The organism is Thioalkalivibrio sp. ALE17, assembly GCF_000425605.1.
In the GTDB taxonomy this organism is placed as follows: Bacteria; Pseudomonadota; Gammaproteobacteria; order Ectothiorhodospirales; family Ectothiorhodospiraceae; genus Thioalkalivibrio.
The window spans coordinates 96,663-112,879 of sequence record NZ_AUDT01000012.1; the positions used below are offsets into that span (position 1 = coordinate 96,663).

The 16,217-nt window shown below is 68.2% G+C and carries 13 protein-coding genes; 12 read left to right on the top strand and 1 reads right to left on the bottom strand.

Annotation, left to right across the window (positions count from 1 at the left end):
• Window positions 1–22 precede the first annotated feature (22 nt).
• From H609_RS0108935 to H609_RS0108950, 4 genes are all read left to right on the top strand, one after another.
• Complete coding sequence (locus H609_RS0108935; RefSeq protein ID WP_018876148.1) at window positions 23–421, top strand: 6-carboxytetrahydropterin synthase; 399 nt, start codon at window positions 23–25, stop codon at window positions 419–421.
• A 307-nt stretch (window positions 422–728) separates the two neighbouring features.
• Entirely contained in the window at window positions 729–1,763 is a 1,035-nt protein-coding gene (locus tag H609_RS0108940) for a glycosyltransferase (protein ID WP_018876149.1), read from the top strand.
• Window positions 1,760–2,581: a group 1 glycosyl transferase gene (locus H609_RS0108945; protein WP_028484781.1), complete on the top strand. Its 822-nt coding sequence runs from the start codon at window positions 1,760–1,762 to the stop codon at window positions 2,579–2,581. The genes H609_RS0108940 and H609_RS0108945 overlap by 4 nt, the downstream gene beginning before the upstream one ends.
• Window positions 2,582–2,677: 96 nt before the next feature.
• On the top strand, window positions 2,678–3,346 hold the full coding sequence (locus H609_RS0108950) for a hypothetical protein (protein WP_018866457.1): 669 nt from the start codon (window positions 2,678–2,680) through the stop codon (window positions 3,344–3,346).
• A 103-nt stretch (window positions 3,347–3,449) separates the two neighbouring features.
• Here H609_RS0108950 and H609_RS0108955 read toward each other — a convergent pair whose 3' ends face one another.
• Window positions 3,450–4,829: a sigma-54-dependent Fis family transcriptional regulator gene (locus H609_RS0108955; RefSeq protein WP_028484782.1), complete on the bottom strand. Its 1,380-nt coding sequence runs from the start codon at window positions 4,827–4,829 to the stop codon at window positions 3,450–3,452.
• Between the two features lie 430 nt (window positions 4,830–5,259).
• Between H609_RS0108955 and H609_RS0108960 the strand changes: the two genes are divergently transcribed.
• The 8 genes from H609_RS0108960 (at window position 5,260) to H609_RS0108995 (ending at window position 16,201) form a co-directional block, all read left to right on the top strand.
• A complete protein-coding gene (locus H609_RS0108960; RefSeq protein WP_028484783.1) occupies window positions 5,260–6,468 on the top strand; it encodes an efflux RND transporter periplasmic adaptor subunit in 1,209 nt (402 codons plus the stop codon).
• A gap of 128 nt (window positions 6,469–6,596) precedes the next feature.
• Window positions 6,597–10,880: an efflux RND transporter permease subunit gene (locus H609_RS0108965; RefSeq protein WP_028484784.1), complete on the top strand. Its 4,284-nt coding sequence runs from the start codon at window positions 6,597–6,599 to the stop codon at window positions 10,878–10,880.
• Between the two features lie 31 nt (window positions 10,881–10,911).
• On the top strand, window positions 10,912–11,619 hold the full coding sequence (locus H609_RS0108970) for a sulfur globule family protein (protein WP_018877914.1): 708 nt from the start codon (window positions 10,912–10,914) through the stop codon (window positions 11,617–11,619).
• A gap of 596 nt (window positions 11,620–12,215) precedes the next feature.
• Window positions 12,216–12,647, top strand: a complete 432-nt coding sequence (locus tag H609_RS0108975) for a sulfur globule family protein (protein WP_018866462.1) — start codon at window positions 12,216–12,218, stop codon at window positions 12,645–12,647.
• Between the two features lie 110 nt (window positions 12,648–12,757).
• Window positions 12,758–13,402 (top strand): AAA family ATPase, encoded by a 645-nt coding sequence (locus H609_RS0108980; protein WP_028484785.1) that lies wholly within the window; start codon window positions 12,758–12,760, stop codon window positions 13,400–13,402.
• Between the two features lie 54 nt (window positions 13,403–13,456).
• A complete protein-coding gene (locus H609_RS0108985) occupies window positions 13,457–14,044 on the top strand; it encodes a DUF302 domain-containing protein (RefSeq protein WP_018866464.1) in 588 nt (195 codons plus the stop codon).
• A 42-nt stretch (window positions 14,045–14,086) separates the two neighbouring features.
• The gene (locus tag H609_RS0108990) at window positions 14,087–14,608 is read left to right on the top strand and encodes a hypothetical protein (RefSeq protein ID WP_028484786.1); all 522 of its coding nucleotides are present in this window, start codon (window positions 14,087–14,089) and stop codon (window positions 14,606–14,608) included.
• A gap of 27 nt (window positions 14,609–14,635) precedes the next feature.
• Complete coding sequence (locus H609_RS0108995; RefSeq protein WP_028484787.1) at window positions 14,636–16,201, top strand: dynamin family protein; 1,566 nt, start codon at window positions 14,636–14,638, stop codon at window positions 16,199–16,201.
• The last annotated feature ends 16 nt before the right edge of the window (window positions 16,202–16,217 follow it).

Here is a 16,217-nt window from a genome sequence, read left to right on the forward strand (position 1 = left end):
TCTCAAGACGGGGAACCACCCGATGTACAGCCTGAACGTGCGTGACCACTTCATGATTGCCCACAGCTTCGCCGGCGAGACCTTTGGTCCGGCGCAGAAGCTGCACGGCGCGACCTACGTGGTCGATGTCACCTTCCGCCGCCGGGCGCTGGACGCGGACGGACTGGTGGTCGATATCGGCCGCGCCAGCGAGGTCGTAAAGGCCCTCCTGGCGGATCTCAATTACCAGAACCTGGACGAGCGCGAGGAGTTTCGCGGCCAGAACACGACCACCGAGTTTCTGGCCCACGCGCTGCACCAGCGCGTGGCAAGCGCCATCCATGCCGGCGAGCTGGGCGAGTCCGCGCGCGAGCTGGATGCGGTGTGCGTAACGCTGAACGAGTCGCATATTGCCTGGGCCAGCTACGAGGCCGCGCCCTGAGCGGAATGCGCGAACAAGGGAAACACTGATTAATGTGCACGCTCGCGTTGGTACCCCAGGTTTTCCGAGACAAGGCGCGGTGCGCAGCCGGTAGTGGTTCTACCGGCAAGCGTCGCAACGCAGGATCGGGGAATCTGGGGTACCAACCCCAAGGGGCTCGGCCGCCCGTTGCTATCAAAAACGGGCGTGCGCACAGCGTTGCGGTTCCCTTGTGCAGAATGACTGCACGGCGGTCACCGCGCATTAAACGCACGCAAAAGCGACTCGAGCGCGAGCGGGCACATTGATCAGTGTTTCCCTAGCGTTCGTGGTCCCGGGGGCGCTGAATCAGCGCACAGGGGGCTATCGCTACGACGCGCGCATGGTCGCGGGTCTGCGGGCGCGCGGCTGGCGGGTGGCGGTCCATGAACTGGACGGTTGCTTCCCGGGGCCTGATCCCGAGGCCGCGGCGGCGCTGGATACCGCGCTTGCGGGCATTCCCGATGCCGGGGGTGTGCTGCTGGACGGACTGGCGGCGGGGGCCTTCCCCGAGGTGCTGGCCCGACATGCTGTGCGCTTGCGCCTGATCTACCTGTTGCATCATCCGCTGGGGCTGGAGACCGGCCTGGCGCCGGCGCGGTCGGAGGACCTGCTCGCGCGGGAGCGCGCTGCCCTCGGGCACGTGCGGGGTGTGGTCGCGACCAGTGCCTTTACGGCGGGGCAGGTGGCCGCCTGGGGCATGCCCCCGGAGCGACTGCAGGCGATCCCGCCCGGCGTCGAGGCGCGCCCGCCTGCGACCGGTCCGGCGCCCGGCGCGCCGCGGCTGTTGCTCTGCGTGGGGACGGTGGTCCCGCGCAAGGGGCAGCTGGAACTGGTGCAGGCCCTGGCCCGGCTTGAGGCCGAGAACTGGCGGGCGGTGCTGGTGGGCGCGCGCGATCGGGATGCGGCGTATGCCCGGCGGGTGGAGACGGCGATCGCGGCGGCCGGGCTGGAGGGTCGCATCGAATGGGCCGGCGAGTGCGACGATGCGATGCTGGAGGGCTGGTACGCGCAGGCGTCGGTGTTCGTCCTGCCCAGTGTCTACGAGGGTTTTGGCATGGCCTACACCGAGGCCATGGCCCGAGGGCTTCCGGTGATCGGGACCACTGGTGGTGCGATCCCGGGGACCGTCCCCGAGGCCGCCGGGCGTCTGGTGCCGCCGGGTGATATCGGGGCGCTGGCTGGGGCCATCGAGGGATTGTTGCGCGACCCGCGGGGGCGCGAACGGATGGGCCGGGCGGCCCGCGCGGCCATGACGGAACGACCGGACTGGGACGGTGCGGTGGCCGCGCTGGAGCGAACGCTGGAGGACTGGCTGCGATGACCGAGACCTTCGACGCCGACTGGCTCGCCCTGCGCGAACCCGCGGATCACGCGGCGCGCTCGGACGCGCTGGTTGCGATGCTGGGCGCGGCGCTGGCCGGCCGGGTGACGGGGGATGCCCTGAGGGTCACCGATCTTGGCAGCGGGACCGGCTCCAACCTGCGCTATCTCGCGCCCCGGCTGCCGACCCCGCAACACTGGCGGCTGGTGGATCACGATGAGGGGTTGCTGCAGCGCGCGGCGGCCCCGGGCCCCGGGGTCGCGCTCGAGCGGCGGGTGACCGACCTGGCGGCAGACCCGGCGGCGGCGCTCGCGGGGGACGAGCCGCTGGTGACGGCGGCGGCGTTGCTGGATCTGGTGTCCGAAGCCTGGCTTGCCCGGCTGCTGGAGGGCTGTGCCCGCCAGGGGACGGCGGTCCTGTTCGCGCTGAGCTATGACGGGCGGATCCGCTGGTCGGATCCGCAGCCCCTGGATGCCGAGCTGGAGGATGCGGTGAATCGGCATCAGCGTTCGGACAAGGGCCTGGGGCCGGCGCTGGGCCCGACCGCCGCGTCGGTCTGCGCGGCCCGGCTCGAGGCGCACGGGCATCGCGTGGAAACGCGCGCGAGCGACTGGCGCCTGGATGCCGGGCAGGCGAAGCTGGGGGCGGCCCTGATCGACGGTTGGGTGGATGCGGCCTGCGAGGTCGTGCCAGATCGCGCGGCCGCGTTGCAGGCCTGGGGCGAGTCGCGGGCACGCGCCCTTGCCCGGGGCGAGGTCGAGCTGGTGGTCGGTCACCAGGACGTGCTGGGATTGCCGCCGGCTTGGGCGCGCGGGTGAATCGCGGGGTTCGGCAGGAAATCCCGGTACCCGTTTCGCTGGACGTTGAACCCGTGCAGGATAGAATCGGACGGGGATAACCGGAAAAGGTGAGGCATGGAACAGGCAGATAACAAGCAGAGAAGTTTCCTGAGTCGCTGGTGGATCCTGATCGTGATCGTGCTGTGGCTGATCGCCTGGTCGGCGCGGGACGTGCTGGCGCCCAGCGTGGAGGCGGTGCCGGAGGACGAAGACGTCGAGGCCGTGGCCGTGGCGGAGGATGATCCGGCGGCCGAGTCGCGCACGCCCGCGAGCCCGCCGCGCGAGGGCCGCCTGTCGGAGGGCGATATGGACCCGATGACCGGCGAGGCCTACGAGCGCGACGACGACACCGGCATGCATCGGCCGATTCCGGACCCGCGGGAGCAGCCGCGCACCACGGCCGACGGCGAGCCGGTGAGCGAGGAGCAGGTCGCGCGCCAGGTGCAGGAGGCGCTGGAGAACGGTCGCGCCGCGTACTGGAGTGACGGGCCGGAGGCTGCGGCTGCTGTCCTGCGGACCGCGCTGGCGGACATTCCGGCGACGGCCGCTCAGCGTGCCGACCTCTACGGCGAGCTGGGCAACGCCCTCTATGCTGCGGGGGATGCCCGCGGGGCCATGCGGGCATGGGACAGCGCCCTGGACCTGCTGCCCGCCGGCGAGCGACGCGTGATGGTCGAGCGCCTGGCGCCGGTGTATGACCGTCACCACCGGGACGGGGCGCGTCACCTGCGCCAGTTCCGGTAGTAGCGATCCCGGGCCGCCGTGCCCGGGCGATCAGAAAGGCCCCGGAGATGCACATCTCCGGGGCCTTTTGTCGTGTGGAGGCGCCGCGTCCGGCTAGTGCTCCTCAAACCAACTGGTAGCGGTGCAGCTTGCGCCACAGGGTACTGCGATCCATGCCGAGGGCGCGTGCGGTCTGCGAGCGGTTGCCGGCATGGGCCACCAGCGCCTCGCGCAGGCGCCGCGCCTCAGGATGTTCGCTGGCCTGGGTGTCGTGGGCCCCATTGGAGCCAAAACCATTCGGCTCGGCATACCCATTGGTACGCGGTGCATGGATCGTGTCGCTCGTGTCTGCCTCCACCCGCACCGGCTCGGGGAGCGGGAAGTCATCCACCTGGCCATCGCGGGCGTGCAAGGTCAGGCATTCGAAGACGTTCTCCAGCTCGCGGAAGTTGCCCGGCCAGGGGTGGTCCTGCAGCTTTTCCTTCAGATGGGGCGCGATGCGGATGCCGTGATGCACCTCGTAGGCCTGCAGCGTGGCCGCGAGATCGCGGGGACGATCGCGTAGCGGCGGGATGTCCACTGTTGCGACGGCCAGTCGGTAGAAGAGGTCGGTGCGGAATTCGCCGGCCTCCACCTGGCTGCGCAGATCCTGGTTCGACGCGGCGAGAATGCGCACGTCCACCTGCCGGGTGGTGTTCTCCCCCACGCGTTCGAAGGCGCCGTCCTGCACGGCGCGCAGCAGCTTGGCCTGCAGCCGCTGACTCATCTCCCCGATCTCGTCGAGAAACAGCGTGCCGCCATCGGCGGACTCGAAGCGCCCGATGCGGTCACTGACCGCCCCGGAGAAGGCACCCCGGGTATGACCGAAGAGCTCGGATTCGAGCAGTTCCTCGGGGATCGCCGCGCAGTTGATCTCGACAAACGGCGCCTCGGCGCGGCGGCTGGCCTGGTGGATCGCACGCGCCAGGCGGGTCTTGCCGGTGCCGGATTCGCCCAGCAGCATCACGCGCACATCGCTGGCGGCGACGCGCCGCGCGAACTGGAGGGTGGGGCGGCAATGGGCGTCATGGGAATGGAAGTGGCTGTCATCGAGTCCGTCCCGACCATCCTCGCTAACGGTCTCCACCGAGGTGGTGCGCCGGCGCTGCGGCTGCAGGGTGATCAGGCGCAGCGCGCGGGCGTCGTCGTTCAGGCGCAGGGGCTGGCTGATGACCTCCAGTGGCAGGGTCTCGTCCTCCAGTTCGGCCATCAGCGAGAAGTGCAGGGCGTGCGGGGTGCGGTTGGCGTCGGCGTCGTCGTCGCCGGCGGCGACGGCGGCCTCTTTCAGATGTGCCTCGAGATTCAGCGACCCGAGCTGGTCCAGGGTCAGGGGGGTATCCGGGGGGATTTGCAGGGTCTGGTGAAAGGCCGGGTTGGCGAACAGGACCCGGCCCCGGGTATCGCTGATGAGGTGTGGATCCCGACTGTGTCGGATGCAGATCTCGGCCAGTTCGGTTGTGGTCATCCCGCCTCCTTTTTCTTGTTGGAGGGGCCGGCGGCAGCGGGACGGTGTTGCAACACCCGGGGCCTCCTGCAACACCCGGGAATCCCCCGTTTCGCCAATCCCTGTCTCGGTTATAGCGCGAAACGGGGGTGTTGCAACAGGTGTGCCCTGAATATCAGCAAATCAGAATCAAGTGATTGATTTATAAGAATGTCACAATACTGGCATATACGTTGCTTGTAGTTCGGCATGAGTTCTTCTACATACTGGGATATGGATACCCGCTTCGGTGGTCATCCGGCTGACACCGGTCGCCGGACCAGGCTCGTTGCCGTTTCCCCCGGCAGTCGGTCGGCTGCGGCCCATCGTTTGCCCAGGCCCCGGCGCGTGCAGGCGCGCAGGCCCGGCACCCCCTCTCTCATCGCGGCATTCGGCGCGAGGTAGGACGATCATGATTGCTCGAGTCTCCCGACGCCTTCTGGCTCGGACCCTGCTGGGTGCGGCACTGGCACTGCCTCTGTGGGGCCTGTCGGTGGTGCATGCCTCCGGCCCCGTCCTCACGGTGGAGCCGGATCAGGCGGCCACCCAGTCGGTCAGTGGCACGGTGATTCCCTTCCGCGAGGTCACGCTGACGGCGCAATCCTCCGGGCGCGTGGTCGACGTAGCCGGTGCCGAGGGCGACCGTTTCGAACAGGGAGCCGTGCTGGTGGCGATCAGCGATGACCGGCTGCGCGCCCAGCGCCAGGCGGCCGAGGCCGAGATGCGTACCGCCGAGGCTGCGATCCGCGAGGCCCAGATGCAGTACGGCCGCGAGATGATCTCGCCGCAGTCGCGCAACATCGGGCAGATGCCCGGCATGGGCGTGCCATCGATGTTCGACCAGATGTTTACCCAGCCGATGGGCCAGTTCATGGGCATGGGCGACCCCGCGCTGGACCGGCGCACGGATCTCTATTCCCGCTACATCGGCGTGGACCAGGCCCAGGCGCGCTGGGAACAGGCCCGTGCCCGCGTGGCCGAGCTGGACGCCGCCATTCGCGACACCCGCTCCGAGGCCCCCTTTGACGGCCTGGTGATGCACAAGCACGTCGAAGAAGGCGACACCGTGCAGCCCGGGCAGCCGCTGGTCAGCTTTGGCCACGTCGAGTTCCTGCGCATCGAGGCCCAGGTGCCGGTGCGGCTGGTGAGCAGCCTGCAGGAAGACGACTACGTGCAGGTGCGGTTGGATACCGGCGACGAGGTGGAGGCCCGGGTCGCCCGGATCTTCCCCCTGGCCGATCCCGAGCGCCATACCGTGACCGTCAAGTTCGATCTGCCCCAGGGCGTGCGTGGCGGGCCGGGCATGCATGCGGCGGTGCATCTGCCGCAGGCCGGTACGCCGGGCAACCGCGTGGTGATCCCGCGTTCCGCCCTGATCCCGGGGGGCGCCTTGCCGCGGGTGGCCGTGCTGGACGGCGAGGGCCATGTGCGGGTGCGCATGGTGCGTCTTGGGGGTTCGCGCGGGGACCAGGTGGTGGTGACCTCCGGGCTGGAGCCGGGCATGCAGATCCTCGCGCGGCCGGATGCTGGCGTGCGCTCCGGCCAGCCGGTCGGTGGACGCTCTCCGGATGCGGGCGCCGGGCGCCGCGGGGGTGACGCCGATCCCTGGAGCCGCATGTAGGGACGCCTCTCCGGCCCAAAACCGGATTCACAGCACCGGCAGGCGCCCCTGGCAGGCGCACCGGTGGCAAGGCGCCGCCCCTGGCGGTGCCCGGGACGCCAGACCGACAACAGGACCGTTCAAGCTCGATGGCCGAAGACGACAGACAATCCGAGACCGGTTTCCGGCAGAAGCACGGCGACCCCGGCATTGCCGGGCGCATGGCGGCGGCGTTTATCCATTCGCCGCTGTCGCCGCTGCTGCTGCTGGCCAGTATCGCGATCGGCATCCTCGGCTTGATGGTGACGCCGCGCCAGGAGGATCCGCAGATCTCCGTGCCGATGGTGGACATCATGGTGTCCTACCCGGGCGTGCCGTCGGAGCAGGTGGCGAGCCTGGCGGCAAGGCCGCTGGAGCGGCTGATGAGCGAGCTCTCCGGTGTCGACAACGTCTACTCCGTATCGCATCGCGGCGAGGCGATGGTGACCGTGCAGTTCGATGTAGGCGAGGACATGGAGTCCTCGATCGTCAAGGTGCACGACAAGCTGTTTGCCAATCGTGACCTGATGCCGCCGGGTGTGAGCGAGCCGATGGTCAAGGCCAAGGGCGCGGATGATGTGCCGGTGGTGAACCTGACTTTCTGGTCGCACGAGGTGGATGATGCCCTGCTGCGCCAGATCGCGCTGGATGCGCAGCAGCAGCTGAACGAGGTCCCCGATACCAGTCAGAGCTTCGTGGTCAGCGGGCGCGAGGAGCGCCTGCGCATCGAGGTGCAGCCGGAGCGCCTGGCCGGGTTCGATGTCAGTCTGGACCAGATCGCACAGGCCGTGCAGTCGGCGAACGTCGAGGGCGCTGCCGGACGCATCGAGAGCGATGGCCTGAGCACCGCGGTGTACACCGGGCGGTTCTTTACCGGGGCGGCGGATCTGGAGCAGCTGCTGGTGGCGGTCAGTGACGGTCAGCCGGTGTACCTGCGTGACGTGGCGGAGGTGACCTACGGACCGGGCGAGGTGGACCGCTTCGTGCGGCACTACTCCGGGCCGGCCGCCGTGGATCCGGACGCGGCGCCGGAGGGCGCGGCGGCGGTGACCCTGGCGATCGCCAAGAAGCCCGGCAGCAACGGCGTGACCGTGGCCAACAATGTCCTCGAACGTCTCGAACGCCTGAAGGGCAGTGTGATCCCGGACAACGTCGAGGTCGCGGTCTCGCGCGACTACGGCAAGACCGCCAACGAGAAGGTCAACGAACTGATCTTCAAGCTGTTCATCGCGACCTTCGCGGTGACCATCCTGGTCGGGCTGTTCCTCGGGATCCGCGCCGCGCTGGTGGTGCTGATCGTGATTCCGGTGGTGATCCTGTTCACCGTGTTCAGCGCCTGGGTCCTGGGCTATACCATCGATCGCGTCAGTCTGTTCGCCCTGATCTTCTCCATCGGCATCCTGGTGGACGACGCCATTGTGGTGGTGGAGAACATCTACCGGCGCTGGCTGATGAAGCGCGGCATCGATACCGAGACCTCGGTAGATGCGGTGCGCGAGGTCGGCAATCCGACCATCCTCGCGACCTTCACCGTGATCGCGGCGCTGCTGCCGATGGGCTTCGTCTCCGGGATGATGGGCCCGTACATGCAGCCGATCCCGGTGCTGGGTTCGGTCGCCATGCTGTTCTCGCTGGTCGCGGCCTTTGTCTTTACCCCGTGGCTGACCCAGCGCCTGCGCCCCAGCATGGCCTACCTCGAAAAGGCCACCGACAAGGAACACCGCCAGGCCGAGAAGCTGGGTCGGTTCTATCGCATGGCGATCCCGGGACTGGCCGACAACCCCGTGCGCGGCTATGCCTTCCTGATCGGCGTGATCGTGATCTTCTTCCTGATGGTCAGCCTGTTCATGACCACCGATGTGCGCGTGAAGATGCTGCCGCTGGACAACAAGCCCGAGTTCCAGGTGGTGGTGAACTTCCCCGAGGGCACCGCCCTGACCGAGACCGCCACCCTGAGCCACGACATGGCACAGGTGCTGCGCGAGATGGACGAGGTGGTGGGCCTGCAGTCGTATGTTGGCACCGCGTCGCCGTTCAATTTCAACGGCCTGGTGCGCCACTACTACCTGCGCGACGAACCCTGGCAGGGGGATATCCAGGTGCAGCTGGTGGACAAGGGCGACCGCGGCCGCACCTCGCACGAGATCGCCACCGAGGCCCGCGAACGCCTGACCCCGCTGGCTCGCGCCGCCGGTGCGCGTATCCAGGTGGTCGAGATGCCGCCGGGCCCGCCGGTGCTGCAGTCGGTGGTGGCCGAGGTCTACGGCCCCGACGCGGCAACCCGCCGTGCGGTCGCCCGTGATCTGGAAGGCATGTTCGCCAATGCCGAGCACGTAGCGGACGTGGACAGCTTCCTGCAGGCGCCGCACGACGTCTGGCACTTTGATGTGGATCGTGACAAGGCCCTGCGCCGCGGCGTGACCGTCGAGACCATCAACCGCACCCTGGAGACCGCGATCGGCGGACAGATCCTGGGCGACGTGAAGGCGCAGTCGCTGGTTGAGCCGCACCTGATCGAGATGCGCCTGCCGATGGCCACGCGCAACGACATCCGGCAGCTGGAAATGCTGCCCGTGTTTACCCGGCAGGGCGGGTCCATCCCGCTGGCCGAGCTCGGCGAGTTTGTCCAGCGCCCGCAGGACGAGCCGATCTACCACAAGAACCTGCGTCCGGTGGAGTACGTGACCGGCGAGGTGGTCGGCCGCCTGGCCGCGCCGGTGTACGGGATGCTGGAGGTCCAGGAGCAGCTGGAGGACTACCGGCTTCCGGATGGCAGCCAGGTGCAGCCGCACTGGCTGGGACCGCCGCCGAATGACGATTCCACCGCGTTCGAGTGGGCCGGCGAGTGGACGGTGACCTACGAGACCTTCCGCGACATGGGCATCGCCTTCGCCATCGCGCTGATCCTGATCTACATGCTGGTGGTCTGGGAGTTCGGCAACTTCGTGCTGCCGGGCATCATCATGGCCCCGATCCCGCTGACCCTGATCGGGATCATCCCCGGCCACTGGCTGATGAACGCCGAGTTCACCGCCACTTCGATGATCGGCTTCATCGCACTCGCGGGCATCATCGTCCGAAACTCGATACTGCTGGTGGACTTCGGCCGCCAGGCGGTGGACGAGGGCCATGACGTGCGCGACGCGATGATCCTGGCCTGTCAGGCGCGTACCCGCCCGATCATTATCACCGCGCTGGCCCTGCTGGCCGGTTCCAGCGTGATCCTGTTCGATCCGATCTTCCAGGGCATGGCGATCTCACTGATGTTCGGCACCGTGGTGGCCACCCTGCTGACCCTGCTGGTAATCCCGCTGGGCTGCATCTCCGGGCGGCGTGCCTTCTGTCCGACCAGCCTGGACGAAAACGGCGAGGCGGCTGCGGTGTGCGCGAACGGTAATGGCAACGGCAACGGCAATGGCCATGGCGGTGGGACTACCCCGGCTCCGGGCGCGACCGCCGGCGCCGCCGCGGGCAACGACCTCTTCGGCCCGCGCGAGGGCGGGCCGGTCACCCAGGCGGTGCAGTACGCCGGCCTGTACCTCAAGTGCCTGGCCCTGGCCTTCCTCGAGGGCCTGCGCGATCTCGCGTTCGCCCTGTGGCGCCTGATCCGGTCCTTGCTGGAGCGCCGTCGCGACGGTGGCGGCGGGCCGGGCGGCCCGTCGGGCGGCGGCTCCACCCCGGGCTTCGGTAGCGGTCCGGCGAGTGGCGGGCCGTCGGACACGGGCTCCGGCCCGGCTGCGGGCAAGGCGCAGGACCGCCAATCGGCCGGTCCCGGGGATTCGGAGCCGGTCGCGCAGGCACCCCAACCGGCGGGTCGCCCGGAAGAGCCGGAGCCCGCCGCCGAGCCTCGGGGCACGGCGACCCCGCCGGCGGCCACCGACAACGCGGATGTGAAGGCCGAGGACGCGGCGCCTCCAAAGAAAGCGAAGTCCCGCGCCGGCGGGGCATCCCGCGCGGCGTCGGCGAAGGCGACGTCCGCGTCCGGCGCCACGGAATCGCGGTCTGCGAAGGGCGGCTCCAGCCGCGCGGCCGGCGCGGCCGGGAGCGGTGCCGCGGGTACGAAGACCGCGAAGAAGGCGTCCAGTGGCACGACGAAGACAAAGACGAAGGCCAAGACGCAGACCCAGGCCAGGACGACTAGCGGCGGCGCGGGTAGCCAGAGCAAAGGGCGTGCGAGCACGTCCGGCCAGGCCGCCAGCGGCCCCAAATCAAGTGGTGGCGCGGCGAACAAGCGCACGGCGCCGGCGTCCAACAAGAAGACCGGCGGAACCGCCAAATCCGCCTCGACCAGTAGCAAGACCGGCCGCAAGGAGAGCGGCACCACTCCCAAGGGGGGTGGCAAGTCGGGTACGCCCGGCAAGGGCCGCGCCCGGCGCGGGATTCGACTCAAATGATCACGCAAGCAAGACCTCAAGGAGGTTCCCGATGAAGAAGCGATTCAACACCCGAACGATCGGTACCACGCTGGCCAGCGCCGCTGTGGCATCCGTGCTGGCCCTGGGTGTGGCCCAGGCCGACGAGCAGCAGGGCTACGGCCAGGGTCCGGCGATGGGCCAGCAGGGTCCGGTGCCCGGTCCCTACGGTCACGCTCCCTACGGCCATGGCATGGGCATGCATCCCGGCGGCGGGATGATGCAGCAACGCGAAGGCTCCGGTGACTTCAGCTTCGGCATGTCCGGGCGAGGCCATGGCCAGGGCTATGGCCGTGGCCATGGCGACGGGTACGGGCAGGGTTATGGTCGTGGCCATCAGGGTTACGGCCCCGGGTATGGCTACGGCCCCGGGTACGGCCAGGGCTACGGTCCCGGCCCGCAGCAGGGCGGCTTCGGCCATCCCGGGATGATGCAGCCGGGCTACGGCATGCAGCAGCGCCCGGGCTACGGCCAGATGCCGGAATTCGATCCGGACAACCTGCCGGAAGACATGCCGGAAGAGATGCGCGAGCGCATCCAGGCGCAGCATGCCGAGCGCCAGGAACGCATGGAAGAGATGCAGGCCATGCGCGAGGCACGCCAGAAGGCGATGGAGGCCGGCCGTGCCGCGTATGAAGAAGAGATGGAGCGCCAGCGTGAGCAACGCATGGAGATGATGCGCGAGCGTCGTGAAGCCATGGAAGAAGGTGGCGGCTACTGATCCGCGGATCAGTCATCGCAGATCGACGGGCACGCAGGCCCGTCGTAGTGGAAGCCAGACGGAGGCGGTTCGCCATGCAGGGCAGGCAGTCCGGTCAATCGAAACGCACGCGAGTCAGCACGATCCCGATGATCGGGGTCGTGCTGGCTGCGGGGTTCCTTTTGCCGGTCGCCGACCTGGCGGCGAGTGATCGCCACAACCCCTGGGCCTCCGGTTCGCCGGAGGTACAGCGCTCGGCCCCGGAACGCCCGCGCGGGCGCTTCCCGGACCGCGACTACGACCCGTCCCGACGGGCCGAATCGCGGGATGCGCCGGGCCCGCCGCCGCATGCTCCGGGGTACCGGGGCTACGGGCCGCAAGGTCCTTACTGGGCGCCGGGTTCTCCGTCGTTCCACCCCCCTGGCGGGATGCCAGGAGGGTATCCATACGGATATCCGGGTTCGCCCGGGTATCCGGGAATGGGCGGGCCGTTTTCGGCCTTCCCCTGGGGGATGGGCGGTTTTCCGTTCCCCTGACCGGTAAGGCGCGTATTCGGGAAGCCCTCCCCGCGTGCGCGCATTCAAATTGAGGGCATGACTCCTTCAGGAGGTAGCACCATGAACAAGTTCGTCAAGGCAGCAGTTCTCGCCGTTTCCCTGGGTGGCCTGGCCGCCCCGATGATGGCCTCCGCCCAGTGGGGCGGCCCGGGTTACGGGTACGGTCCCGGCCATTACGGCCCCGGCTACGGCTATGGCCCCAGCATGCCCTTCTTCGGTGGCCCGGGCTATGGCCGCGGCCACGGTATGGGCGACATGATGAGCGACATGATGGGCGGGGGTGATTTCGACTTCTCCGCTCGCGGTCGCGGCCATGGCCACGGGTATGGTCACGGTTACGGCGACGGCTACGGCCGCGGTTATGGCCATGGATACGGCCATCCGGGTTACGGCTACGGTCCTGGCTATGGCTATGGTCCGGGCTACGGTCCGCAGGGCTGGGGTCCGCAGGGTCAGATGCCCCAGCAACAGCAGCAGGGTCAGGGCAACTAAGTCCATCCCGCTGTTCGGGCCTGCCCGTTTCGGGCAGGCCCTTTTTCCGGAGTGTTGCGGATTGACGGGCTGCACGCAGCCGTCAATCCGCAATGTTCCAAGGAGACGCCATGCAGACCGTCGTCGCCAATCTCAAGGGCGGTACCGGCAAGAGTACCGTGGCCTTCAATCTGGCCTTGTGGCTGCTGGAAGGACGCCGCCGGCCCCTGACCGTGGACCTGGATCCCCAGCGCACCCTCAGCGACGTGCTGGAGGTGCGGCGGGAGGAGGGCTATGAACCGGCGCTGGACGCGGTGGAGGGCCTCGACGCGGCGCGTGCCCGCGCCGGCGAGTACGACGAGGTGCTGATCGATGTCGGCGCGTCGGACATGGCCTCGCTGATGGCGGCGGTGCAAGGCGCGGACCGCGTGCTGATCCCGGTGCCCCCCAGCCAGGCGGATGTCTGGTCGACGTATCGTTTCGTACAGCGGATTCAGGAGCAGCGTGGATCCGGCGAACGCCCGGAGATCCTGGCGTTCATCAACCGCGCGGACACGCACCAGGCCGTGCGCGAGACCGACGAAACCTTCGAGGCGCTGCAGCAGATCGAGGGCGTGCGCCTGCTGAAGCCGCGACTGAAACAGCGCATGGCGTTCCGGCGCTCGTTCAGCGAGGGGCTGTCGGTGCGCGAACTGGGGCCGCGCGGCAAGGCCGCCGCCGAGCTGGATGCCCTGGCGGTGGCGCTGTTCGGGCGGCGGCGCCGCAAAAAACAATAACGATTCGCGCCCGGGGCTGCCGGGCTGCGGACGCGATGGAAGGAGGAGAGCTTCATGCGTTTCATCCGCAATGCACTGGTCGTGATCGGGCTCCTGGCGCTGATCGGCGTGGGGTATGCCATCTTCGCCTTCGAGCCCTACCTGAGCCAGGCACGCTCCCTGGACGCCCAGGCGCCCAAGGTCTATTCGCAGATGGCCCGGACGGTACTGGAGACGGGCGATGCCGCGGAGGCCATGGTCTACAAGCGCCAGGTGGACGAGGGGCTTGAAGTCGAGGACGTGGAGGATGTGCTGCGCCTGGTGGCCAACGAGCTGAATATTCGGAATGTCGGCGAGTTGCCGATGGGCGAGGAGGTCCGCAGCGTGACCGGCGAGGACTTCCCGTTCCTGAAGATCTACATGTTCTGCGATGTGGCCATCGCCGCGCAGATGGTCCGACACAGCCCGGCGATGGCGGCCTATATGCCCTGCCGGATCGTGCTGCAGGAGGATGCCGAGGGCAATCTGTGGCTGATGACCCTGGACCTGAACCCGATGATCCACGGGGGGCGGCCGTTGCCCGAAGATCTGCACGAGCAGGCGGTGTTTGTGAAGGAATCCCTGGAGGAAATTATCGATCGCGCTGCCGTTGGCGCCTTCTGACGGGGATGGCTCCCGTTTCCATGAAACAGCAAAGGGCGTTCAATGAGTGAAGAAAGTAGCAGCGAGTTTGCAGAGGTCCGTGACGAGGCCGACAAGGCGGATGCCCGTTCCCGGCGTCTGGAACTGATCGTCTATACCGCACTGGTGGCCTTCATCGTGCTGGCCATCTACGGCTTCTGGCTGATCACCAGCCTGACCCGGGATGTGGGCCAGCTTACCCAGGAGATCACCCAGATGACTCAGGTGATGGACCGCGACATGTCCACCATCGCGGGGCATATGGCGTCGATGGACCGGCAGATGACCGACATCAACAACACCATGCGGGTGATGAACGACGAGGTCGCGGTGATCGCCGGCAATACGCAGTCGATGGATGCCAACATCGGCTCCATGACAAGCGATACCCGCGTGATGGCGGGCTCGATCACGGGCATGCAGCAGGATATGTGGAGCCTGAATCGCAATGTGGGCGGCCCCATGGGTATGATGAACATGTTCAACCCATTCACCGATCAGGGCGGTCCGGTCCGGGGTTCCCCAAGGCCGTATTACCCGCGCTGATCGCGCGTTTTGACTGACGGAGTCCGCATGTTCAATCGTCCTGGCCCTCGCGTGCGCAAGCAGCTCAAGCTGCTGAGCGACCGCCTTGCCGAAGAGAATCCGGTCCTGAAAGGCGTGGTCGATCCGTTCCGGGATCTGGACCGGGTCGGCTATGCGGCCGGCCTCCTGGATCCCGCGGAGGATTCCTACGCCTTTGGCATCTCCTGGTGGCCGATGATCGCCACGCTGGGCACCTTCTCCGCCGGCAAGTCCACGTTCATCAACGAGTACGTGGGCACGACGGTGCAGCGCAGTGGTTCGCAGGCGGTGGACGACAAGTTCACCGTGATCAGCTACGGCGGTAGCGAGCATGTGCAGGAACTCCCGGGGCTGGCTCTGGACGGCGATCCGCGCTTCCCGTTCTATCGGGTGTCTGACGAGATCGAGCGGATTACCGACGGCGGCGGGCGCACGGTGGACCACTTCCTGGCGATGAAGACCGCGCGCTCGGAGCGTCTGCGCGGGCGCATCATCATCGATTCCCCCGGCTTCGATGCCGACGAGCAGCGCGCGACCGTCCTGCAGCTGACCGATCACATCATCGACCTGTCCGATCTGGTGCTGGTGTTCTTCGACGCCCGCCACCCGGAACCGGGCGCGATGCGCGACACCCTGGAGCACCTGGTCAACCGCGTCGCCGAGCGCAACGACTTCACCAAGCTGGTGTTCATCCTCAACCAGATCGACACCACCTGGCGCGAGGACAACCTGGAGGAGGTCGTCTCCGCCTGGCAGCGGGCCGTGGTACGCCAAGGCAACGCGACCGGGCGCTTCTACTGCCTGTACAACGAGAGCGCGGCGGTGGAGATCGGCGACCCGCAGGTGCGCGAGCGCTACGAGGAGAAGTCCCGCCGCGATCGCGAGGAGATCCACGCCAAGATCCAGGAGATCAGCTCCTCGCGCTCCTACCGCATCCTGGGCTCGCTGCAGGCCATCGCCGAATCCATCGAGATGGACGCCCTGCCGGCCCTGAAGAAGGCGCTGGAGAAGTGGCGCCGCCGGGTGGTGCAGTTTGATGCCGGGATGTTCGCCGTGGTCGCGGTGCTTTTGGGCCTGATCGGGTACCAGTCGGCAGGGGGCATCGCGCCCTGGACCGACGGGAGCGTCTGGCAGGCCATGGGCGAGCGTCCGATGATGACGGGCTTCGGGCTCGTCGTGCTGGCGATCGTGCTGGGCGGCATCCACTTCTTCAACCGCCGCTGGCTGGCACGGCGCATCGCGCGGACCCTGCCGACCGAGACCGCCGCCGGGAACTGGCGCGCGGCGTTCGAGAAGAACACGCGCCCCTGGCAGCCGATGATGGGACGGGCGCCACTGGGCCTGGGGCGCCGCATGATCAGCCGCCTGCATCAGCTGCGCGACCGCGCCGAGGCCTATATCCAGCGCCTGAACAATCAGTTCGTGGATGCCAGCCCGGTCTCGCGGCAGGGCGGGCGTGCCTCGGCCACCGATACCTACAACCCGCCGCAGCCGGAGGCCCCGGCCGCGCAACCGACGCCGGGCGCGGAGCCGCCCCGCGATTACGCCGAGTCGGAGGCACCGGAGAAGCGCTAGCCGGCTCGCGCCACAC

Excerpts from the sequence above, each read along its gene's own strand:
- H609_RS0108935 (WP_018876148.1), top strand. The coding sequence starts at position 23 with ATGTACAGCCTGAACGTGCGTGACCACTTCATGATTGCCCACAGCTTC.
- H609_RS0108945 (WP_028484781.1), top strand. The coding sequence starts at position 1,760 with ATGACCGAGACCTTCGACGCCGACTGGCTCGCCCTGCGCGAACCCGCG.
- H609_RS0108950 (WP_018866457.1), top strand. The coding sequence starts at position 2,678 with ATGGAACAGGCAGATAACAAGCAGAGAAGTTTCCTGAGTCGCTGGTGG.
- H609_RS0108955 (WP_028484782.1), bottom strand. The coding sequence starts at position 4,829 with ATGACCACAACCGAACTGGCCGAGATCTGCATCCGACACAGTCGGGAT.
- H609_RS0108960 (WP_028484783.1), top strand. The coding sequence starts at position 5,260 with ATGATTGCTCGAGTCTCCCGACGCCTTCTGGCTCGGACCCTGCTGGGT.
- H609_RS0108965 (WP_028484784.1), top strand. The coding sequence starts at position 6,597 with ATGGCCGAAGACGACAGACAATCCGAGACCGGTTTCCGGCAGAAGCAC.
- H609_RS0108970 (WP_018877914.1), top strand. The coding sequence starts at position 10,912 with ATGAAGAAGCGATTCAACACCCGAACGATCGGTACCACGCTGGCCAGC.
- H609_RS0108975 (WP_018866462.1), top strand. The coding sequence starts at position 12,216 with ATGAACAAGTTCGTCAAGGCAGCAGTTCTCGCCGTTTCCCTGGGTGGC.
- H609_RS0108980 (WP_028484785.1), top strand. The coding sequence starts at position 12,758 with ATGCAGACCGTCGTCGCCAATCTCAAGGGCGGTACCGGCAAGAGTACC.
- H609_RS0108985 (WP_018866464.1), top strand. The coding sequence starts at position 13,457 with ATGCGTTTCATCCGCAATGCACTGGTCGTGATCGGGCTCCTGGCGCTG.
- H609_RS0108990 (WP_028484786.1), top strand. The coding sequence starts at position 14,087 with ATGAGTGAAGAAAGTAGCAGCGAGTTTGCAGAGGTCCGTGACGAGGCC.
- H609_RS0108995 (WP_028484787.1), top strand. The coding sequence starts at position 14,636 with ATGTTCAATCGTCCTGGCCCTCGCGTGCGCAAGCAGCTCAAGCTGCTG.